Here is a 20,607-nt window from a genome sequence, read left to right as displayed (position 1 = left end):
ACTATTTTTTTGTTCTGGACACGACTTTACCCTTGGTAAGACGTCTTACCAGATAATTTATAACACGTAATTCTGCTTTATAACAAATCCTATTCTCAAAATTGTGACGATTTAATGCGCTGAACAATAAACTAATAATATTTTATTCTAAATTATCGAGTATTATTCAGCCGAAATTTGAAGTTATTAATAACAATGCAATTTTTGTTTTTAAGACACTTTATCAAGAGAAATAAAGCTATTTTCGTCTGTGAGGCAAAGCCTAAACCGCCCCCTTATACCAAGGGAGCTGACAAAACGTCTAATATGTGTAGCAGGAAAACGAATGCTTTTACCACCATCTTCGATTACTTGAACATACTCATAATCGCCTCGGTAGTAAGCCATGCATTCGTCATAGCTTAACGATAAATAAAAATAGTACTCTATCATTTATGCGTTTAGTGCCTTATCCACCTTTTCAAATAAGTCATCGCTCAAGTTATCAATGCTTGCAATACGTTGTAACTGAGCCTTTATTAATTGCTGACGAGTACTGTCATAACGTTTCCATGACATAAACGGCGTCACTATTCTCGAGGCGTTCTGTGGATTAATTGCATTAAGTTCAATTAATAAATCGGCAAGTAGTTCATAACCCTTCCCATCAATACGATGGAATTGAGCAGGGTTACTGCGTGCAAATTGACCAACTAATGCGCGTACGCGGTTTGGATTTGATTTATCAAAACAAGGGTGATCATATAAAGACTTTATTAAGTCAATCGCACCATCATTATCTGTTGTCGCCTGAAGTGCAAACCATTTGTCCATAACCAATGGATCATGTCGCCATTGCGCATCGAATTGTGAAATTAACTGTTCAGTAATTTCATGTTCGGCATTTTTTACCGCCTTAAGCGCAGCTAATTTCAGCGTCATATTATCTTGCTGGCTGTTAGCAAGTAACCAATCAGTTACCTCTTCATTTTCAATAAGCACTAAATAATACAGTGCCGTTGATTTTAAGCTTCTGGCTGCAACCGCACTGGCACTAATCTCACCAGAGTCTGAACAGCTTTCATAAGCAGCAATCAGTTCTGATTGCACTTGTGTCGCAATTTGAAGTTCGAATTGCTTGTAGATGTGAACCAGCTCAGTGATCGGAACAGGAGAAAACTCAGAACTGACAGTGTCAAAATTAGGTAGTTTGATCAGTTCAGAGATAAGCGCTTTGTCAGTGTTTTCTTCAGTAACAATTGATTTAAGCGCCTTAATTAATGTGTCAGAGATACTAACTGAATCACTACCTGCCATTGTGTTCACAGCCTGCTTAATTTCAAGCGTGAGAGCACGCTGGGCCGCTTCCCAACGCGTAAAATCACTAGAAGCATGCTTTAATATATGTATCAACTCTTCAGGCTCGTAGTCATAGTTTACAACACAAGGCGCGGAGAAGTTTTCCAGTAATACAGGCGTTGGCTTCGATAAGATATTTTCAAAAGTAAACTCGGCACTCATTTCTTTCAATTCAATAACAGCATCGAAATTTTTGCCATTTGAAATAAGCGGTATTGAATTGCCTGATGTATCAAGAAGTTCGATTGCAAAAGGAATATGCAGTGGCTCAGAAACAGGATCATTTTCTGCATGAATCTGATTAAGTTTTAATGTGAACGTTTGTTGCTCAGCATTATAATAAGTTTCGACTTGAACCGACGGCGTACCAAACTGACGGTACCAAAGCTTAAATTGCTCTAAACATTTGCCACTGGCATCACTCATTGCAGTAACAAAGTCATCGCACGTGACTGCTTGACCGTCGTGACGTGCAAAGTAAAGTTTCATGCCTTTTTGGAAGTTCGCTTCACCTAGTAAAGTGTGCATCATTCGAATGACTTCTGCACCCTTGTTATAAACCGTCACAGTATAAAAGTTATTCATTTCAATCACTTTATCTGGACGTATAGGATGAGCCATCGGGCCGGCATCTTCAGCAAACTGATGTGTTCTCATTGCCATAACTGCGTCGATGCGATTCAGCGCGCGCGAACCAAGATCACTACTAAACTCTTGATCTCTGAATACGGTCAATCCTTCTTTTAAAGATAGCTGAAACCAGTCGCGGCAAGTAACACGGTTGCCAGTCCAATTATGGAAGTACTCGTGGCCAACAATCGATTCGATTGTGTGATAATCACGATCTGTTGCTGTTTGTTGATTTGCCAAAACGCAAGCACTGTTAAAGACATTTAATCCTTTATTTTCCATTGCCCCCATATTAAAGAAGTCAACAGCCACTATCATATAGATATCTAGATCGTACTCTAAGTCAAAGCGCTCTTCATCCCACTTCATGGCATTTTTAAGCGACTCCATTGCATGAGGCGTTTTATCTAAATTGCCTTTATCAACAAAAATCTCAAGCGCAACTTCACGACCGTTTCTTGTTACAAAAGTGTCTCTAAGAACATCAAAATCACCGGCTACAAGGGCAAATAAATAACTCGGCTTTTTATGTGGATCTTGCCACTTAGTGAAACAACGCCCATCAGGCAAAGTGCCCTCTCCGATTTTATTGCCATTAGATAACAAGTAAGGAATATCTTTATCAGCAATAATTGTCACTAAGTAATCAGTTAACACATCGGGTCTATCTAAGAAATATGTGATTTTTCTAAACCCTTCAGCCTCACACTGGGTGCAATAAGCACCATCTGACAGATAAAGGCCTTCTAATGATGTATTAGTACTAGGAGAAATCGTGTTCTCAATTTCTAGTGTGAACTCATTCGGTAGATTCTTTAGCGTCAATGATGTTTCTGTTTGAACGAAGTCTTCAAATAATTGATCATTCACTTTTACCGAGATTAAGTTTAATTCAACACCGTCTAGACAAAGCTCAGAGACAGCTTGCGTTGAAGAATACAGCGCTTTGCTGACTACCTTGGTATCTGTTGGATGTAATTCTACAGTTAACTCTAAATTCGTTACTGTGTGAGAAGGTGCTTGATAATCTTTTAAATACTTAGCTTGAGGCTGGCTTTGCATATCGAATTCCTTAAAAGAATTAGCCCTTAAAAAGGGCTAATCATTATGCATGGATTATGCTTGTTCTTTGTCTAACTGTTTTGGCTCAATTTTTAAAATCTTAATGCCTATGTATGCATAGATTATTGCCAAGAATGGATTAATTAAGTTAAAGAAGGCATAGACTGCGTAGTCGAGTGGATTGATCATTAATACACTTTGCATATACGCACCACATGTATTCCATGGGATTAATGGGCTGGTAATTGTACCACCGTCTTCAAGTGTTCTTGATAAGTTCACACTTTTCAATCCACGTTTTTTATATTCTTCTTTAAACATACGTCCAGGTACAACAATCGCGATGTATTGGTCAGCTGCAATTAAATTCGTACCGAAACAAGTTGCAATCGTTGACGCTATCAAAGACCCAGTACTGCGTGCTACTTTTAAAATACTTCTTACAAACACTTCCAGTAGACCTGTCTTTTCCATAATGGCACCGAACATTAAAGCCGTCATAACCAACCATGTCGTTGTCAGCATACCAGCCATGCCACCACCACTTAATAAGTCATCCATGGTACTATCACCTGTTTGGATCGCAAAACCATCATAGAATGTTGCCCAAACAAGTTTAAAATAACCAACTAATTGGCCCTGAGAAACATCAACTTGCGTGGCCAGTAGATCTGATTGAAAGACAATAGCCCAAACAGCACCGATCACTGCACCAATTGAAATTGCAGGAAAAGCTGGCATTTTCTTATAAGCCAAAACAAGCAATACAATTAAAGGAACCAGCATCATAGGGTTGATATTAAAGTTGGCATTTAAAATAGAAACAATGTCATCAATTCGACCAATATCACTTGATACATCAGCACTGAAGCCCATGATGACAAAGATGATCATCGCAATCACAAAGCTTGGTACCGTCGTCCAAAGCATATGTTGAATATGTTCAAAAAGGTCGCTTCCGGCAACAGCTGGGGCTAAATTTGTTGTCTCAGAAAGCGGACTTAATTTATCACCAAAATATGCGCCTGAGATTACCGCACCCGCTGTGACAACTTGATCTAAGCCAAGACCTGTTGCAACACCAAGTAAAGCGACACCTATGGTGGCAGCAGTCGTCCACGAAGAGCCGATACTCATTGCAACAATCCCGCAAATTAGACAACTCGCTGCATAGAACCATTGTGGACTGATTATTTGTAACCCGTAATAGATTAATGTCGGAACAGTACCTGACAGCAACCACGTACCAATTAAGGCACCAACCATCAGAAGGATTAATATCGCGCCCAAGGATAAGGTGATGCCTTTGATCATTGCCTCTTCTAATAAACGCCAAGTGTAGCCATTTTTTAAACCAACAAGGGCTGCTGTAAATGTGGCAAATAGAAGCGCAATTTGATTAGGACCTGATGAAGAATTATCACCGTACAGATACACTGCTGAGCCTAATAAACAGACCAATACAAAGATTGGTATAAATGCATCAAGAAATGATGCTTGCTTTTGTTGTTTCAACTGGGTTCTCCCGGCAAGGTGGACCTTGCTCTAATTAATATTCAAAAGGCTCAAGGCCGTTTTTATTTTTATATCATTTACACGATTGAATATTTGCGAAAGCACTGATTTCTTCTCAGTGTTTTAGCAAAAGTTCAGTTTTTCGCGTGGAGGCAATACCTACTTTTTCAATTGACTGCTCAATTCCAAAGATTGGTTTTATTCACGGTAATCTTCTTTTTAAAAAAATTACGTACTTATTCCAATAATAACAAAACATATTGCTTAGAGTAATAAAAAAGGCGCCGAAGCGCCTTTATTGAATAGGTTATTGCTTAATTTTGAAGATTATTCTTAGCTAATCGCCCATATCTGATTAAATCTTGAGTTATAAGTGCTGCTTCTTCTAAATAAGGGTCAAGTTCAGAGATTACATCAGGCAAATCGTCTAAGTCTTTCACTGGTTCTAAACCAAGACGTTTTAATCTTTCATTTGTTCTCGCTAATGAACGCTGTTCTGATTCCTCTCTGTCTTTTAGTCTCTGAGATTCAACTAAAGAGATAAAGTTTTTATCTTTCTCTTCGTTATAACGAGCTATATCAGCCAATACATAATTAAATTCAGGCTCTTGCGCCACACGTAATGCATGCTTTTCGTTTAAATATGTTACAAGCGGGTTTAAGTTATCTAAACTCTTATATTTCGCTTGCTTAATCTTATCCCAAGGCAACGCATTGTCCTCTTGACTCTCACCCCACTCTTCAGGTTCGATAGCCGAAGGTAATAAAATGTCAGGTACGACCCCTTTATGTTGCGTGCTACCGCCGTTAATACGATAAAACTTCGCAATTGTGTAAGTTACGCTGCCGAGGGCATTGCTGAATAAGTCATAGTTTTTTGCAAGAGGTCGGTGCTGCTGCACTGTACCTTTACCAAACGTTTGCTCACCAATTACAATACCACGACCGTAATCTTGAATAGCTGCAGCAAAAATTTCTGATGCCGATGCACTATATCTGTCTACAAGTACAGTGATTGGACCATCATAAAAAGTAATGCCGTCTCTGTCTTTTTGAGCTTCTACTCGATTGTATGCTGTATGAATTTGAACAACTGGACCTTGGTCGATGAACAAGCCAGTCAATTGCGTAGCTTCATACAATGAACCACCGCCATTTTGACGAAGGTCAATCACAATACCATCAACGTTTTGTTCTTTTAACTTTGTTAGCTCGACCTTAACGTCTTTAGATAAGTTGTTATAGAAACTTGGGATCTCAATAACACCGATTTTTGAAGTTAGATCAGAATATTTTGCTTCAAAAACGTCAGATTTTGCGGCTCTATCTTCTAGCTTGATCTTATCTCGAACAATTTCAACCACTTTAGGCGTGCCATGGGTATCTGAACCTTTTAAATACTGAAGACGAACTTTAGTGCCTTTAGGACCTTTGATCAGATCAACAACGTTATCTAAACGCCAGCCGATAACATCGACAAATTCTTCTCCCTCTTGAGCCACACCAACAATTTTATCGTCTGGCTTAATCTTTTCAGACTTGTCTGCCGGACCACCAGGCACAAGTGAACGAATAACTGTGTAGTCTTCATCATAACCAAGTACTGCGCCAATGCCTTCTAACTCAAGATCCATATCCATCTTGAATTGTTCAGCTCTACGTGGCGATAAGTAGGATGTATGTGCTTCAATGCTTCGCGCAAACGCATTCATCACGACTTGGAATGCATCTTCACTGTCGGTTTGACTTAAACGTTTTAACGCATTGTTGTAACGTTTAGTCAGTAATTCTTTAATTTCAGGCCACGTTTTGCCTGTCAGTTTTAAACGTAACGCATCAGATTTTACGCGTTGACGCCAATACTCATTCAACTCGTTTTGTGTTTTAGCAAACTCAGCTTCTTCTCTGTCATAGTAAAATGCATCTTCTTTATCAAAAGTCATTTCTTTATCTAGCAGCGAGATGGCGTATTGAAAGCGTTCAAAACGGCGTTGTAAGCTTAAGTTGAATAAGTCATAAGCAAAATCAAGTTTGCCTGACATAAGGGCATCGTCAAATTGCTTTTTGTTCGCTTCAAAACGCGCAATGTCAGATTGCAAAAAGATAGACTTACTGAAATCTAAAGACTCAACATATCTATCAAAAATTTGCTCTGACAGCGCGTCATTGAAGCTAAATCGCTTGTAATGCTGTCGAGTAAATAAGTTAGTCACCCTTTTACTTGCTGTTGTATGCTGAGCCTCTTGCTTTAATACGGGAATATCCTTCGCTGTAACAGCATCAACTGCAGCAAAAGAAGCACTAGAGATGAGTGCAGCGACAACGGGAATGAGCGAAAACTTTTTACTCATACACTACTCCTTAAACGATAAATAAGCTGTCAGCTTTTGTTTTAACTTGCATACCAGTTACTAGTTCAACATGAACTTCGTCTTTGTTTACTTCAGTAATGGTCGCATTAACAAGGGCCTGACCAAGTTTAACTTTTACTTTGTTATTAACCTTGACTTCAGAAGCTGGCAAAGGTTCAACTTTTCCTGAGCTACGTTTTGCTTGTTGAGCTGCAGGCTTCTTGTTAACTCTAGCGCCTTTGTCGTTAGAACGTGACTGACCATGCGGTTTCTTTTTGTAAGATTTTGTGTCACCGTCTTGTTGACGAGGACGCTGAGGCTTTTTACGTTTAGCCATTTTCGCACGGCTTTCTTCAAGTGCTTTTTGAGCATGTTCAATGTGCTCTTGTTCCACCTTTTCAGCATCATTACCATCTAGATCAACGCGGAATTCGTTTTTAGTGACGGCTTCTAAATAACGCCAGTTTGAAGTGTACTTTCGAAGTGCTTGACGAACTTGCGTTTTACTTACAACTTCTGAGCCTTCGATACGTTCAGCAACGTCTTTAAAAATACCAACTTTTAACGGTTTGATGCCGTCTTTTTTCTTGAAGCAGTTAGGAAATTCTTTGAATAAGAACTCCAATACTTCATTAATGTCTTTTAGCTTGTTTGTGGTTTCCATGTTTAACCTATTTGTTATACCTGTTCATCTAGTGATGAATGAATATAGTGAGTAACCCAATCTGTTAACTCTTCAAATTCAGCCTCAATAAGCGCTAAATCACCACGAAGATGTTCCCAGATGCCGTTAATCAAGTTGTCGATTGTTTCACAATCTAAATCATCAGGTAGCATATCCCATGCAAAATGAATTAATTCATTTAAGGTTTCAGCTACCTGCTCTTCTTCTCCTTCCCAATCACCTACATCATGAATGGCAAAAAGATAATCTTGTACATTTAAAAGGTCTTTCACTAAAGTGTGGCCTCAAAAATCTTCACAATTTTTTCTAAACCAGCTTGGTCATCTAAATCAAAGCGAGCATGCAGTGGGCTATCAATATCTAACACGCCAAATATTTCACCGTTTTTAAAAACAGGCACTACAATTTCAGAATTTGATGCTGCATCACAGGCGATATGACCTGCAAAAGCGTGTACATCTTCAACAAGCTGTGTACTTTTCGAATGTGCTGCAGTACCACATACTCCTTTTCCAACCGGAATACGGATACATGCAGGGTTACCTTGGAAAGGCCCTAACACTAACTCATCAGGCGTATCAATTAAGTAGAAACCTGCCCAGTTAACGTTTTCTAAAGATGTAAAAAGCAAAGCACTTAGATTTGCCATATTAGCGATTGCGTTTTTTTCGTCGCTGATCAAACCTTCGGCCTGCTTGGCCAAAGATTGATAGAAGTCTGTTTTTTGCATTCGACTCATCAAAATAAAATGTTCAAATGCTTAAGGTACTCTTTAGCGTTAAGAATTAAAACCTTTTCAGCATAAAAACTGTTAATAAACTGAAAAACAGAGCATTAATTGGTTAGTTTTCAGGCTGCGCGTTAATTAAAGCGCCTTAAGCCATATAAAAACAGACCTGAAGCAAGTGCAGCCATCACTGTATTAACTAAAAATACCATACCTGCTGAAGCTGAAAATAAGAAGCTAAATAAGGCCCCGCCAAGCATCCCTAGAGTCAAAACACCTGAATATTGAACTTTATTATATTTATACATAAGCATATAACCAGGCACGACGAGTAACGCCATTGAAAGGCCGACTATATGCGCATTAGCAATGGCGCTCATCAATAAAGAAAAAAACATTTTTGCTCCACCACTTTCTACACTCAGTGCGTAGTATACCCCTAACGTTGTCCCTACAATTACAGGAGCCAGTAGTGACATTGCCACACTTTTAGCCAGTTGTTGTTTCATTGAATCTCACCCTTCTTTTTATTGTATGAATTAGAGAGTGTATGAAAACGTACAAATAACCAGTGGACTTTAGTCGAAGCTCTAGCCAAGTGAGTGAATGAAAGGCAAAAAAAAAGCCGCTAGTAATCTAGCGGCTTACTTATTCTATGAATAAGTGGCGGAGAGATAGGGATTTGAACCCTAGATACGCTATTAACGTATGCCGGTTTTCAAGACCGGTGCTTTCAACCACTCAGCCATCTCTCCGAAGTCGGAACTTTTTGATTGTTCAAAAAGTCAAAATTAGTGGCGGAGAGATAGGGATTTGAACCCTAGATACGCTATTAACGTATGCCGGTTTTCAAGACCGGTGCTTTCAACCACTCAGCCATCTCTCCGCAGCGGGGCGAATAATAGGGAAAGCTGAGGCAGTTGTGAAGCTTTTTTTTCAACTTTTTGTTTAACCGAGCAAAAAAAGGACACAACGTTTGTTATTTCAGCGAAAATGGTCATTCAGTATATCGAAATCAGGTTTTTATTGTGTTTGACCCAAAAAAAACCGATCGGGTATTTGAATAACTATATTTGCCCACATTTATAAGACTTGATACTCTTAGGTAGTTCATTTATCGGAACATTTGTTTCATTTAAGGAGTTTAACCATGGCATTCAATCATTCGTACGGCGCCGCTAAACCGGTAATGTCGACAATTGAAACGAACAAGGTTTTAAAAAATACTTATTTCCTACTGGCTATGACACTGGCATTTAGTGCAGTGACGGCCGCTATTTCAATGACAATGGCATTACCACGCTTCACTGGCCTGGTTTGCTCGTTGATTGGTTTTGGTTTGATCTTCGTAATTCAGAAAAAAGCCAATTCATCATCAGCAATCGGTCTAGTATTCCTTTTCACTGGTATTATGGGTTTTGGTTTAGGTCCTCTACTTGCTCACTATGCAGCAATGCCAAATGGTGGCCTACTTATTACTCAAGCTCTAGGTTCTACAGCTCTGATTTTCTTCGGTCTTTCAGCGTACGCGTTAACAACTAAAAAAGACTTCTCGTTCATGGGCGGTTTCTTAACAGTTGGTTTAATCGTGGTTGTAATCTCAAGCCTAGTAAACCTTTTCATTGGTAGTTCAGTTGCGTTTATGGCTATTAACGCTGCGGTTGTATTGCTGATGTCAGGTATGATTTTATTTGATACTAGCCGTATCGTTAACGGTGGCGAAACAAACTATGTAATGGCGACGGTAAGTCTTTACCTGAACATCTACAACCTGTTCGTATCACTACTTCAACTTCTTGGCATGTCAAATGATGACTAAGTCATAAGTTTTGTTAAAATAAGCCCCATCTGGGGCTTTTTTTATGAGAAAAATTTGCGCAATTTCGTCTTGTCACTGCATTCTGGTGTTGATGATCACCACAATGTATTCCTTTTAAAACGGTTTGTTGATGCTGCTTTACAAGCTGGTCATCAGATTGATTGTATTTTCTTGTACCAAGATGGTGTGTATCACGCCAACCAAAATATTCAACTCGCTAGTGACGAGTTTGCTCTTGTAGAGACTTGGCAATTATTACACACTTTAAACATCCCTATTTTACTGTGTGTAACAGCAGCAGAAAAACGTGGTATTGATATTGATAACACGGGTAGCTTTAAAGTCGCAGGTCTGGCTGAGTTTTCAATGTTGGCAGCAAAAGCTGATAAATGGGTGCAATTCAAATGAAGAATATCTTAGTCATCAGCAATAAAGCCCCTTTCGATAAAATGCATATTCGCGAATCATTGGATACGTGCTTAATTTTTGCAGCCATTGAGCAAAACATCAGTTGGTTATTTAAAGATGATGCTGTTTTAGCTTTAAAAGCCGGCTACAATCTCTCAAATTCAGGTTTAAAAGATTTTTTTAAAACCCTTAAGACGCTTGAAATCTATGATGTTGAACAAGTCTATGTGTGTGCTGAAAGCCTTAAAAAGTATGCGATGACTTCCGATAATTTAAGTATCGAGGTCACCTCACTCTCTTTAGAAAAGCAGCAATCACTAATTTCTAAGCAAGATCATACGGTGGTTTTATCATGAGTACTGTTCATATTTTCTCAAAGCCATTCAGTAAATATAGTGCTACAACAATTGCGCTGCTCCAAAATAACGCTAACCAGGTTTTATTAACCGGTGATGCTTGCTTTGATTGGCGCTCGTTTACGTCACTACAAGTGAAGAATATTTATTTATTAAAAACTTGTGTTGAGCTTCGAAATATTGAAACTTCAAACGCTGTTAACTTAGTTGACGACTCAACATGGGTCGAGCTAATCACCACCAACAACACAGTAAATTGGTAATATGATTGAATTTAATAACATCCAAATAGAGACCGATAAGCAAGGTTACTTGCTTGACCACACACAGTGGTGCGAAGCATTAGCGCCTATTATTGCTGCTGAAGAAAATATCGAGCTATCAGAAGCTCACTGGGAAGTTGTGCGTTTTGTCAGAGACTTTTATGAAGAGTACAACACTAGCCCTGCAATCCGTATGCTCGTGAAAGCCATGGCCAAAGTGCTTGGTGAAGATAAAGGCAATAGTATGTATTTATACAAACTATTTCCAAAAGGTCCAGCTAAACAAGCGACCAAAATAGCCGGTTTACCAAAACCTGCGCGGTGCATTTAAGCATCTAATCAAAATTTAATTATAAAAAAAGGGCTGATTATCAGCCCTTTCTCATTTTAATACCTTACTTAGTATATGCTCGCGGCATATCTGAAGGAGTATTGTAACGATCACGTAGCTTATCGTGGCGTGAATCATTCGTGTTCACTTTTTCGCCGTTGATCCACATTGATTCAATACTTGTGCTGAATTCAAATGGATCTGCGCTCCAAAGAACTAAATCAGCGCGTTGACCTTTCGCTACTTTACCTGCATTCAGACCAAATACATCTGCAATATTGCTTGTTACTGCTTTTAATGCACCGTCATGGCTCATGCCATTTGCAACAGCAATACCCGCATCAAAACGAAGTTGATATACGTTATGGCTTGAGTCTGAACCCACTGCTAAAAGAACTTTAACACCCGCTTTTTCAAGCTCACCCGCTGTTTCAAGACTTGCGTGAAGCGAATCAAAGTCACTAGGTAAATTGCTAACCGCGCTTAAGATAACCGGCGTGTTGCTTTCTGAGATCTGAGTTTTTACCAAAGGCGCATCTTCAGCATTCCAAAGCACTAGGTTTAAGCCAAACTGCTTTTTAACCTTTAACAACTCTAAAATGTCTGATGCACGAGATACTTTAGTAATAACAGGTAGCTCGCCTTTAAGAACTTTTGTTAAAACCTGCTCTTCTTTACTAGGCTCGTCTTTCTTATCCTCTTTTTTGTCTTTCTTAGCTAATTTCTTTTGTTGACCTTCAAGTTTGTCAACTAGCTGCTTTAAAGACACTGCACGAGAACCACTGCTCTTTGCACCTAAGCGCACAATCAAGGCTGTCTCTGTAGCTGTAACACTTTCAAAGTCACCAGTAAGGTCTGTTACAAAGCTTAAACCTGAGAAAATGCTCTCACCACCACGTGGTACAACCACGTTTTGTGTTAGACCACCTTTACGCGCATAAGGAATTAACGAAGAGCGCGGGTTGAATGCTGTGCTTGCATCAAACATTGCACTCGCTTTCTTGTCATAGCCATCGTTTGAGCGTGAAACGGCTCCCACTTCAACCAAACCCACTTGATTCATTGAACCAATGAAACCAGGCGTTAAGATTTTGTCTTGCGCATCGATTGTTACGTCTGCTGATACTGATGATGGATTAATCGCAATGATTTTACCGTCTTCGATTAGTACTGTGGCGTCTTTAAGTACACCTTTATCAGTCATAGTATGAACTGTGGCATTCGTAATTGCCGTAACTTGTGCAAATGCTGCCGAGCTCGCAAGTAAAGCACCTGTTACCAAAGATAAATTAAACTTTTTCATGCTTTACTCCTATCGCTGACCTAACATAAAGTCACTGACTGCTTGATACTTTTCGTCGTTGCGGTCATATACTTTTGCACCATCAACGTAAACTTCTTGAGCTTTACTGTATACGCTGAACGGGTTTTTATCCCAAATTACAACATCAGCTTGTTTGCCCGCTTCAAGTGAACCTGTTTTATCTGCAACACCTAATGATTTAGCTGCATTGTAAGTGATCCACTTAATGGCGTGCTCTTCAGTTAGATTGAAACCATTTTGGTTCGCTGTGTACATGATTTTTGCAGCTTCTTGGTTTAGACGCTGAATTGTCGTGTCTGAATCTGAATGAACAACAGCACATGAGTTCTTAACTGCATCAACGATAGCCACGTTTTCTTGGACCATGTCATACGCTTCCATCTTGAAGCCCCACCAATCTGGCCAAAGCGCCGCACAGTTGCCGTTTTCAGCGAGTAAGTCAGCGACTTTATACGCTTCAATACCGTGGTGGAAAGTACCAGCGTGATAACCAAACTCTTTAGATAGGTCGATCATCATCGCCATTTCTTCTGCTTTATAACAGTGGTTATGAATTAAAATTTCACCGTCTAATACACCACGTAACGTATCGTACTTAATATCACGCTCAGGGGCTGTTGGGTTCAAACCAGCTTTATAAGCAGCTTCATATTGTTCCCAAGCCGCTTTATATTCTGTTGCTTCAATCCAAGCTTGACGGTAGCCGGCCATGTTACCCATACGTGTATATGGCGCAACGCCTTTACGACCATAAACGCGTTTCGGGTTTTCACCACATGCCATTTTTAGACCGTATGGTGCTTCAGGGAATTTCATTGCCTGCATGGTATGTGCTGGCACATTTTTAAGTGTTACAGCACGACCACCAAATAAGTTAGCTGAACCTGGTAAGATTTGAAGCGTAGTAATACCGCCTTCACGAGCACGGTTGAAACCAGGATCTTGTGGCCATACCGAGTGCTCAACCCACACTTCAGCAGTGTTCGGGCTGATCATTTCATTACCGTCTTGGTGTGACTCAACAGACGGGCTTGGATATGCACCAAGATGTGAGTGAACATCTATGATACCTGGTGTTACCCATTTACCAGCTGCATCTACTGTAGTGTCAGCTTGAACAGCTAAGTCTTTACCTACTTGTTGAATTTTACCGTCAACAATATATACGTCAGCACTTTCTAAACGCTCACCCGTACCGGTAAGTACAGTGGCATCAGTAATTAACACTGATTTATTAGATACTGGCTTATAAGTACTCGGATATGGATTTTTTTCGATTGATACAAACTCTTTTTGCGGGCCTTTATCCTGACATCCAGATAAAGCTGCAGCAAGTGCAAGTACAACCGTAGACATTGCAAATTTTTGCATAAGGTTATCTCAGTTTGTTGATTTTAGTTTGTCATTAATAGGTTACGACGTGTCTAACTGTCACTTCAATGATTTACGATGAAATATTACATTTTTACGCCATATAACTAGCTTATACCAATCCTCTTAATTAAGTGATCTATTTTGAAGCAAATAAAACTTGTCGATAGCAAGGCGGAAATTTTGCCTTTTAGTTGTTCTAAATAAGAAATTTTCAACGATGCTAGCGTCAGTTTTAGTCCCTCAAAATGATTAAGTATTATTGAGGATTGGTATTACAAAAAAGGTTTAAAAAATGAGTTGTAAGAATTACCGAAAAGTATGTCGTAAATGACACATTTTGCCATTTACCGTTGCAAATAAATACTTTCAGATAATACAAGGTACAAATTTTGAAAACAGGCTGTTAACAATGAAATATCTACAATTTTTTTCTGTGTCTCATTTACATATCTGAAAGATAAAAAACTGATAAAACAACAAGTTAATCAAACGGAAACATAAAACACATTTCATTACATTCTGTCGATTTTGTTTTACAGCATTCTGTTCGAGAACAGGTAATACTAAACCTGTATCTCATAAACACATGGAGCAAAATGATGAATACTTTAACTACATTAGGTGTAACTTTACTTCTAGCAACATCAACATTTGTAGCAACTAATGCAAATGCAACCGAATTTACAGCTGCCGACAACTCAATTGGCACTCAACTATGTATGGCAGTTGCGAAAGACGACAAACTAGCACTCTCGCAAACAATGAAAGATGTGCGCATTAAAAAGCACTCACTAGTAAACAAGTTAACCTGTAATGATTTAAGCGTCGCTAAATTTGCCGCAACTTATGATTTAGAAAACAGTGCTAAATTTCTCAACCTTGATTTGAATACTGTCACAACCATTAGAGACTTAGCAGCTAAACGCGATCAGAAAGTACTTGTTGTTGCTGGTTCAAGATAACTGCGGGTATGATTTATATGCTTTACGAACAAAATGCGTCAAATTATCTTATTTGACGCATTCTATTCTCTAACCTAAAAGCGCAGCGACTAAACCGAACAATCCGCCAAATACACCGCCCCAAACAACTAACCAACCCAAATGAGTTCTGATCATATTTTGAATAATGTCTTTCACCATCACAGGTGTTAACTCAGCAAGCCTACCATCGACTGCTTTTTCAATGGTGGAGAAAATTTTATCTGAGCCACCATGGCTAAATAGTTCGTCTTTTAATAACTGCTTAAATTTTTCTTCTTCGGTAATCTCTATAATCGCCCCTTGCATCTTCTCAGTGAATGACTCACGCATTGGCTCTAAGGCTTCTTTTCCGCCGAACATACCTAGCATCGGACCAAATTGAGATCCTTCAATCACAGTGACTAACTTATCGAAGGCTGGGCCTAAATCTACTTTCTCAATAACAGGTTTGAGATTTACGTCACCTTGACTTTCTAATACCGATTCTATTTTTTCTTTGGTAAAGAATTGCTCAAGAATGAGCGAACGTATAGATGCTTTAAATTCTTTAAACTTCAGCGTGATAACCCCGCTGCCATATAAAAAAGGGACTTTTTCAAACAACATATGGATTGCAATAAGGTTTGTCATTGCACCAGACAAAGCAAATATACCAACTGAAAATAAAATCGGTTGAGGGTAAAAATAGCCAATAAAAACCAATAGACATGCAATTATGTTAGTGATGTAGCTCTTATTCATTTGTCCTCCCATGTTAAGGACACGGATTGTAACTATGCTTTTGCGCAAAATACAGATTCAATCACAAATATCATGGATATTTTTGTTTGCTTTTATTGAGTTATTTGAAATTTAAACCATAGTTTTAGTATTCAAATCGAAAAAGCTGAGCTGTCTTATGTGGCAATGTGTCAAACAACAAGTTTCCGCGGCCATTCATACCTCTTTTGAATTAACCCAAAAACACGCAATTACTACACACTCTGCTTTCAAGCACTATAAGATTTCTGATGATAACCACTGCTTTTTAGTCAAAGTTGCCCCAATAGAGCAAATTGAACTTTTCGAAGCTGAGAAGCACGCCAGAGATACCCTCACCAGAGATTCTGATTTCATCATTGCAGACACAATAACCCTCGGCACCTCAAAAGAGTTTGCATTTATCGTATTAGAGTTTCTTGAAGATTTAACATCTCAGGATAATTGGTATTTATGCGGGCAAACCTTAGCAAAAATGCACATAAAGTGTGAGCAAGAAATGTTTGGCTCAGATGAAGATAACTACGTTATTGACCAACCTCAGCCCAATCATTGGCATAAGAAGTGGCACATATTCTTTGGTGAAGAACGGCTTGGCTGGCAACTGCAACTCTTATCAGAACAGGCAATAAAACTGGTCGACATTGATGAATTTGTGCATATCATAAAACCCCATATCCCTCATCACATTACACCGTCTTTATTACATGGTCACTTTTGGAAAGGAAATATTCGTTTCTATCATGGTAAGCCCATGTTGCTTGACCCAGCTTGCTATTACGGTGATAAGCTTGTTGATATTGCAACAGCCGAACTATTCGCTACATTGCCTGATCAGTTTTATGCTGGGTATCAGTCAGTCTCTGCAATTAATTTATCGCCTATCTTAAAAGATATTTACCAACTCTACCCACTTTTAGTGTTAGCTAACCGTTTCTCTGGTGATTACATAAACCAATCGAAAGAGAAAATAAAACACATACTTGAACAGCTCTAAACTATACAAATTTTAACAACAATGTAATTCTCATGACAGCTGCTATATTTAAGTTACATTCTTTGATTTATGGAGGCTTCCATGAAGTCTTTATATCAACAACGTATTAGCTGTCCACATTGTGGCCATCATGTATTTGTCAGTTTAGATGCAAGCGAAGGCGATCAAGATATGTATGAAGATTGTGCTGCGTGTTGCAACCCCATTCACTTGAATATGCATATTGACTATGCACAAAATAAATTAGAGCTACATGTAGATAGCGATGACGAACAGATCTTTTAGATCTGTTCGTATAAACCATTATTGAATATGCTTTTGCATATAATTTTCTACTGTATTTACTATTGTGTAGGTTTGCTGATCAACCTCGATATTAAGTTTATCGCCTACTTGTGCAAGTCCAAGGTTGGTGATCGACAAGGTTTCTGGAATTAAGTGTAGCCAGAACCCGGTATCAGTCGTTTCTCCAACCGTCAAGCTTGCACCATTAATACAGACAAACCCTTTATACACTATGTACTTCAACCACGCTTTAGGTAAATCAAGCAAGATTTTGCAGTTATTGCCACTCACAACAATATCTTCAATTTCAGCAGTACAGTGAATATGACCCGACACGATATGGCCGCCGAGTTCAGTGCCAAATGTTACCGAACGCTCTAAGTTTACAAACATGCCACGCTTTAGCTCACCAAGATTCGTCAACTTCAGCGTTTCTTCAATCACATCAAAAACCACTTGGCCAACTACATCTTGCGGATTTAATTCATAACTTACAACCGTTAAACAACATCCATTTATGGCAATGCTTGCACCTAAATCAAGATGCTGTAAGTATTCAGAGCCAACTGACAATACCAGTCTGAGTACACCACCATTAAGGTTTGTTGAAATTACACTTGCTTTTGTTTGAATAATGCCTGTAAACATGAATACTCCTCTATCGTAATAAGGCAATCATACAGGAACGAAATAACGGCAGTAAGCGATCATTTAAGTTATTTATCTCTTTTAATAGCTTATGGTTTATAACCAGATTAGAATTAGGGTTTTTACCGTCGTACCTTATGAAATTTAGTCTTTGGGAAGCCAAACGCCTTCTACAACTTGCCATACCTGTATTTTTTGCACAGATCATTCTTGTTTTAATGTCTGTGGTAGACACCATGATGGCCGGACAAGTTAGTGCCAATGACCTCGCAGCTTTATCGATTGCAACTGGGGTATTAAACCCGGTTATTTTTTCTTTGCAGGGGATCTTATTGGCGTTGACCAGCGTGGTTGCTCACTGCCATGGCGCTAAAGACAAAAAAGGGATAAAACACTACTTTCAACAAAGCTTATTTTTAGTTGCTATATTAAGTGCATTAGTATTTCTGTTCCCTCTTATTACCCCTTATATTTTTTCTAAACTTGGTGCAAAGTCTGAAATTATTAGCACCTCGCAAGCTTATATTGAGTATGTAAAATGGGGTGTTCTTGGCTTTTTGGTGTTTAACGTTTACCGAAACGTTTCAGAAGGCATTGGGCTGACTAAGGTGACTTTTTATATCAGTATTATCGGGCTGTTGGTAAACATAGTAGCTAACTATATTTTTATATACGGAAAGTTAGGCATGCCGTCGATGGGGGCTGCTGGCTGTGGTGTCGCTACAAGTCTAGTCGCATGTGCGATGGCGTTGAGCCAAATTATCTATAGTTTCAATAGCAAAAAACTGAAAGGCCGATGGCTGGTAAGCCGCTTTGAAAAACCTAACTTTAAATCCATGTTTTATCTGACTAAACTTGGTTTTCCAATTTCAATGGCGACCTTTTTTGAAGTCACTTTATTTGCATGTATTCCACTATTTATTGCTGATTTAGGTGCCATTATGGTATCTGGACACCAGATTGCTGCGAGTGTTACTGCCGTATTATTTATGATGCCTTTAAGTCTCTCTATGGCCATTGCGATCCGTATTGGTAACCTTTCAGGCCAACAAGCATACACACAACTTAAAACGGCCATTTTTACGAGTTTTTGCTTAGCGGCAATGATCGCTTTCTTTGTCGCACTCGTTACATTTATATTTAGAGAGCCAGTTACTTACTTGTATACTCAAAACGAACAAGTTGCTCAGTTGGCAATGGGGATCATCATCTTAGCTTGTTTTTATCAGTTACCAGATGCCCTTCAAGTTGCAGCCAGCGGTGTACTCAGAGGCCTTAAACATACTCAGCCTATCATGGGTATCACTTTTGTCTCTTATTGGTTGATTGGCTTCGCGCTGGGCTATGTGCTGGCAAAAACAAATTGGCTGGTTGCACCAATGGGCGCGAAAGGGTTTTGGATTGGCATTATCCTTGGTTTATCTGTTGCCGCCTGTTTACTCTTACTTAGTGTGAGGTCTCGTCTTGCAAAAATGGTTACTGATTAGTTGTTTGCTTATTCTATCAGCGTGTACTGAGCACGCTGTTGATATAAATGAAGATTACAAAGCCCGTTTAAATACCGTGTTAGGAGATGCACCTGACAAGCCAGTATTAAAAAATATCCAAGTGCCTGTTATATCTCAGCTTGAATCGCAGTTTCAAATTTCTATACTCGAATTAGGTTCGCTAGGGCACTGCAAGCTATCTAATTTAGTTGCAAAAAGAAACAATCAGCTAGGTAAAACGCAAGTTGCCAGTGAGCGTCTAAAGTATCAAATTCAGTTCATTAAACTTGCTAATGATTGCCTAAATGACCCGCTAACCAAAGATGAGTCGCTAAAAGCTACACTTAAAAGCGCAGCTGTAGAAAAGCAGCAAAACCTAATGAGCGAATTTAATTATATGCTTTTCAATGAAGCTGAATTAAAAGGTTTATTGCAGCTTACTAGTGACTTTCTTCCTGCAGACAGCAATCAATACAGCAGTGCTAGTGCTTTAGAAGCGTTAGATAACCTTCTGAATATACGCAAACAAATAGCCAGTAAAAAAAACGACTCTATCGATGCATCGTCAATCACTACATCGTTAGAAAAGTTGCACCAAAATCGATTTATTAGACGACTTTTATCAAGTGCCCAATTACAAATTGTATACAACCAACAATCTACCGCTTGGATATCCGGTTTCGACTATATGAACTCTGTGTGTAGAGAAGGCAGAAGTAAAAAAGAGGCCCAAATCCTAAATACGATTTTCAACAAATTTTATTTAAATAAAATTCAGGGGTATCAAGCCGACTTAACAGGTCTACTCGAAAAGACCTCTCCTATGTTGTTTGAATTGTGGCAAACACATTCGGAACTGTCAGAGTTAGTCGATGTTGAAAGTAAGAACTCGTTACTTAACCAATTAAAACAAACAAGCAAAGAGCACGTTATATGGTGGCAAAATTTTTATAAAGCGTGTGACATTAGACCGTTATGAACAAAAAAACTGCAATTAAACAAAATTTTAGCTTCAACGCTTGAACATTTTATTTCAGCGCTATATATTAGCCGCCGTTGCTTAGGAACTTCCTAGCATTGTACAACCGTAGCTCAGTTGGTTAGAGCACTACCTTGACATGGTAGGGGTCGGTGGTTCGAATCCACTCGGTTGTACCAACTATTCCTTTATACAACCGTAGCTCAGTTGGTTAGAGCACTACCTTGACATGGTAGGGGTCGGTGGTTCGAATCCACTCGGTTGTACCAACACTCTAAATAACTTC

22 protein-coding genes and 4 tRNA genes are annotated in these 20,607 nt (G+C 39.0%); 12 read left to right on the top strand and 14 right to left on the bottom strand.

The genetic code is table 11. The features are described 5' to 3' along the window. Positions 1–210 precede the first annotated feature (210 nt). From C1E24_RS02865 to C1E24_RS02820, 10 genes are all read right to left on the bottom strand, one after another. Positions 211–432, bottom strand: a complete 222-nt coding sequence (locus tag C1E24_RS02865; RefSeq protein WP_138478563.1) for a DUF2835 domain-containing protein — start codon at positions 430–432, stop codon at positions 211–213. Further along, positions 433–3,030 (bottom strand): aminopeptidase N, encoded by a 2,598-nt coding sequence (pepN, locus tag C1E24_RS02860; RefSeq protein WP_138478561.1) that lies wholly within the window; start codon positions 3,028–3,030, stop codon positions 433–435. A gap of 54 nt (positions 3,031–3,084) precedes the next feature. Further along, positions 3,085–4,545, bottom strand: a complete 1,461-nt coding sequence (gene nhaC / locus C1E24_RS02855) for a Na+/H+ antiporter NhaC (RefSeq protein ID WP_138478559.1) — start codon at positions 4,543–4,545, stop codon at positions 3,085–3,087. A gap of 314 nt (positions 4,546–4,859) precedes the next feature. Beyond that, positions 4,860–6,896, bottom strand: coding sequence for a carboxy terminal-processing peptidase (prc, locus tag C1E24_RS02850; RefSeq protein WP_138478558.1), 2,037 nt, complete (start codon positions 6,894–6,896; stop codon positions 4,860–4,862). Between the two features lie 10 nt (positions 6,897–6,906). Beyond that, the gene (gene proQ / locus C1E24_RS02845; RefSeq protein ID WP_138478556.1) at positions 6,907–7,560 is read right to left on the bottom strand and encodes an RNA chaperone ProQ; all 654 of its coding nucleotides are present in this window, start codon (positions 7,558–7,560) and stop codon (positions 6,907–6,909) included. A 14-nt stretch (positions 7,561–7,574) separates the two neighbouring features. Then, positions 7,575–7,853, bottom strand: a complete 279-nt coding sequence (locus tag C1E24_RS02840; RefSeq protein ID WP_130253618.1) for a hypothetical protein — start codon at positions 7,851–7,853, stop codon at positions 7,575–7,577. Continuing rightward, the gene (locus C1E24_RS02835; protein ID WP_138478554.1) at positions 7,853–8,311 is read right to left on the bottom strand and encodes a GAF domain-containing protein; all 459 of its coding nucleotides are present in this window, start codon (positions 8,309–8,311) and stop codon (positions 7,853–7,855) included. The genes C1E24_RS02840 and C1E24_RS02835 overlap by 1 nt, the downstream gene beginning before the upstream one ends. 131 nt (positions 8,312–8,442) lie before the next feature. Beyond that, complete coding sequence (locus tag C1E24_RS02830) at positions 8,443–8,817, bottom strand: hypothetical protein (RefSeq protein WP_058029961.1); 375 nt, start codon at positions 8,815–8,817, stop codon at positions 8,443–8,445. Between the two features lie 155 nt (positions 8,818–8,972). Then, positions 8,973–9,063 (bottom strand) — tRNA-Ser (locus tag C1E24_RS02825). A 40-nt stretch (positions 9,064–9,103) separates the two neighbouring features. Then, positions 9,104–9,194: transfer RNA gene (locus tag C1E24_RS02820), tRNA-Ser, on the bottom strand. Between the two features lie 264 nt (positions 9,195–9,458). On the opposite strand from C1E24_RS02820, the gene C1E24_RS02815 reads away from it, so the two are divergent. The 5 genes from C1E24_RS02815 to C1E24_RS02795 are packed head-to-tail and all read left to right on the top strand — an operon-like array spanning position 9,459 to position 11,485. After that, on the top strand, positions 9,459–10,127 hold the full coding sequence (locus C1E24_RS02815; RefSeq protein WP_130253620.1) for a Bax inhibitor-1/YccA family protein: 669 nt from the start codon (positions 9,459–9,461) through the stop codon (positions 10,125–10,127). A 54-nt stretch (positions 10,128–10,181) separates the two neighbouring features. Next, entirely contained in the window at positions 10,182–10,535 is a 354-nt protein-coding gene (gene tusD, locus C1E24_RS02810; RefSeq protein WP_138478552.1) for a sulfurtransferase complex subunit TusD, read from the top strand. Further along, on the top strand, positions 10,532–10,891 hold the full coding sequence (tusC, locus tag C1E24_RS02805) for a sulfurtransferase complex subunit TusC (RefSeq protein ID WP_138478550.1): 360 nt from the start codon (positions 10,532–10,534) through the stop codon (positions 10,889–10,891). The genes tusD and tusC overlap by 4 nt, the downstream gene beginning before the upstream one ends. Beyond that, positions 10,888–11,154: a hypothetical protein gene (locus C1E24_RS02800; protein WP_138478548.1), complete on the top strand. Its 267-nt coding sequence runs from the start codon at positions 10,888–10,890 to the stop codon at positions 11,152–11,154. The genes tusC and C1E24_RS02800 overlap by 4 nt, the downstream gene beginning before the upstream one ends. Position 11,155: 1 nt before the next feature. Next, positions 11,156–11,485 (top strand): TusE/DsrC/DsvC family sulfur relay protein, encoded by a 330-nt coding sequence (locus C1E24_RS02795; protein WP_138478546.1) that lies wholly within the window; start codon positions 11,156–11,158, stop codon positions 11,483–11,485. Positions 11,486–11,549: 64 nt separating this feature from the next. Here C1E24_RS02795 and C1E24_RS02790 read toward each other — a convergent pair whose 3' ends face one another. Both C1E24_RS02790 and C1E24_RS02785 read right to left on the bottom strand, forming a co-directional pair. Further along, entirely contained in the window at positions 11,550–12,788 is a 1,239-nt protein-coding gene (locus C1E24_RS02790; RefSeq protein WP_138478544.1) for an amidohydrolase family protein, read from the bottom strand. A gap of 9 nt (positions 12,789–12,797) precedes the next feature. Next, on the bottom strand, positions 12,798–14,180 hold the full coding sequence (locus C1E24_RS02785) for an amidohydrolase (RefSeq protein ID WP_138478542.1): 1,383 nt from the start codon (positions 14,178–14,180) through the stop codon (positions 12,798–12,800). 599 nt (positions 14,181–14,779) lie between these two features. Between C1E24_RS02785 and C1E24_RS02780 the strand changes: the two genes are divergently transcribed. Then, complete coding sequence (locus C1E24_RS02780; protein ID WP_138478540.1) at positions 14,780–15,145, top strand: DUF3718 domain-containing protein; 366 nt, start codon at positions 14,780–14,782, stop codon at positions 15,143–15,145. Between the two features lie 69 nt (positions 15,146–15,214). Here C1E24_RS02780 and C1E24_RS02775 read toward each other — a convergent pair whose 3' ends face one another. After that, positions 15,215–15,907 (bottom strand): DUF445 domain-containing protein, encoded by a 693-nt coding sequence (locus C1E24_RS02775; RefSeq protein WP_138478538.1) that lies wholly within the window; start codon positions 15,905–15,907, stop codon positions 15,215–15,217. A gap of 157 nt (positions 15,908–16,064) precedes the next feature. Here C1E24_RS02775 and C1E24_RS02770 point away from each other — a divergent pair, with 157 nt between their 5' ends. Continuing rightward, a complete protein-coding gene (locus C1E24_RS02770; RefSeq protein ID WP_138478536.1) occupies positions 16,065–16,922 on the top strand; it encodes a fructosamine kinase family protein in 858 nt (285 codons plus the stop codon). Positions 16,923–17,003: 81 nt separating this feature from the next. Beyond that, positions 17,004–17,207 carry a CPXCG motif-containing cysteine-rich protein gene (locus C1E24_RS02765; RefSeq protein WP_138478534.1) on the top strand — a complete coding sequence of 68 codons (204 nt, stop codon included), beginning with the start codon at positions 17,004–17,006 and terminating at the stop codon, positions 17,205–17,207. Positions 17,208–17,225: 18 nt separating this feature from the next. Here C1E24_RS02765 and C1E24_RS02760 read toward each other — a convergent pair whose 3' ends face one another. After that, the gene (locus C1E24_RS02760) at positions 17,226–17,855 is read right to left on the bottom strand and encodes a riboflavin synthase subunit alpha (protein WP_138478533.1); all 630 of its coding nucleotides are present in this window, start codon (positions 17,853–17,855) and stop codon (positions 17,226–17,228) included. Positions 17,856–17,992: 137 nt separating this feature from the next. Here C1E24_RS02760 and C1E24_RS02755 point away from each other — a divergent pair, with 137 nt between their 5' ends. The 4 genes from C1E24_RS02755 (at position 17,993) to C1E24_RS02740 (ending at position 20,590) form a co-directional block, all read left to right on the top strand. After that, positions 17,993–19,342: an MATE family efflux transporter gene (locus C1E24_RS02755; RefSeq protein WP_138478531.1), complete on the top strand. Its 1,350-nt coding sequence runs from the start codon at positions 17,993–17,995 to the stop codon at positions 19,340–19,342. Further along, positions 19,320–20,321 carry a DUF3080 family protein gene (locus C1E24_RS02750; protein WP_138478529.1) on the top strand — a complete coding sequence of 334 codons (1,002 nt, stop codon included), beginning with the start codon at positions 19,320–19,322 and terminating at the stop codon, positions 20,319–20,321. The genes C1E24_RS02755 and C1E24_RS02750 overlap by 23 nt, the downstream gene beginning before the upstream one ends. Positions 20,322–20,423: 102 nt before the next feature. Then, positions 20,424–20,500 (top strand) — tRNA-Val (locus tag C1E24_RS02745). 13 nt (positions 20,501–20,513) lie between these two features. Beyond that, positions 20,514–20,590: transfer RNA gene (locus tag C1E24_RS02740), tRNA-Val, on the top strand. The last annotated feature ends 17 nt before the right edge of the window (positions 20,591–20,607 follow it).

Origin of the sequence: Pseudoalteromonas phenolica, assembly GCF_005876835.1 — a bacterium.
Lineage (GTDB): Bacteria > Pseudomonadota > Gammaproteobacteria > Enterobacterales > Alteromonadaceae > Pseudoalteromonas > Pseudoalteromonas phenolica_B.
This window is presented reverse-complemented; position numbering and strand designations above follow the sequence as displayed.

Coding starts and splice junctions, on each gene's coding strand:
- C1E24_RS02795 (WP_138478546.1), top strand. CDS start 11,156: ATGATTGAATTTAATAACATCCAAATAGAGACCGATAAGCAAGGTTAC.
- C1E24_RS02755 (WP_138478531.1), top strand. CDS start 17,993: ATGAAATTTAGTCTTTGGGAAGCCAAACGCCTTCTACAACTTGCCATA.
- C1E24_RS02770 (WP_138478536.1), top strand. CDS start 16,065: ATGTGGCAATGTGTCAAACAACAAGTTTCCGCGGCCATTCATACCTCT.
- tusC (WP_138478550.1), top strand. CDS start 10,532: ATGAAGAATATCTTAGTCATCAGCAATAAAGCCCCTTTCGATAAAATG.
- C1E24_RS02835 (WP_138478554.1), bottom strand. CDS start 8,311: ATGCAAAAAACAGACTTCTATCAATCTTTGGCCAAGCAGGCCGAAGGT.
- C1E24_RS02775 (WP_138478538.1), bottom strand. CDS start 15,907: ATGAATAAGAGCTACATCACTAACATAATTGCATGTCTATTGGTTTTT.
- C1E24_RS02790 (WP_138478544.1), bottom strand. CDS start 12,788: ATGAAAAAGTTTAATTTATCTTTGGTAACAGGTGCTTTACTTGCGAGC.
- C1E24_RS02765 (WP_138478534.1), top strand. CDS start 17,004: ATGAAGTCTTTATATCAACAACGTATTAGCTGTCCACATTGTGGCCAT.
- C1E24_RS02785 (WP_138478542.1), bottom strand. CDS start 14,180: ATGCAAAAATTTGCAATGTCTACGGTTGTACTTGCACTTGCTGCAGCT.
- prc (WP_138478558.1), bottom strand. CDS start 6,896: ATGAGTAAAAAGTTTTCGCTCATTCCCGTTGTCGCTGCACTCATCTCT.
- C1E24_RS02760 (WP_138478533.1), bottom strand. CDS start 17,855: ATGTTTACAGGCATTATTCAAACAAAAGCAAGTGTAATTTCAACAAAC.
- C1E24_RS02815 (WP_130253620.1), top strand. CDS start 9,459: ATGGCATTCAATCATTCGTACGGCGCCGCTAAACCGGTAATGTCGACA.
- pepN (WP_138478561.1), bottom strand. CDS start 3,030: ATGCAAAGCCAGCCTCAAGCTAAGTATTTAAAAGATTATCAAGCACCT.
- C1E24_RS02800 (WP_138478548.1), top strand. CDS start 10,888: ATGAGTACTGTTCATATTTTCTCAAAGCCATTCAGTAAATATAGTGCT.
- C1E24_RS02780 (WP_138478540.1), top strand. CDS start 14,780: ATGATGAATACTTTAACTACATTAGGTGTAACTTTACTTCTAGCAACA.
- proQ (WP_138478556.1), bottom strand. CDS start 7,560: ATGGAAACCACAAACAAGCTAAAAGACATTAATGAAGTATTGGAGTTC.
- C1E24_RS02830 (WP_058029961.1), bottom strand. CDS start 8,817: ATGAAACAACAACTGGCTAAAAGTGTGGCAATGTCACTACTGGCTCCT.
- C1E24_RS02865 (WP_138478563.1), bottom strand. CDS start 432: ATGATAGAGTACTATTTTTATTTATCGTTAAGCTATGACGAATGCATG.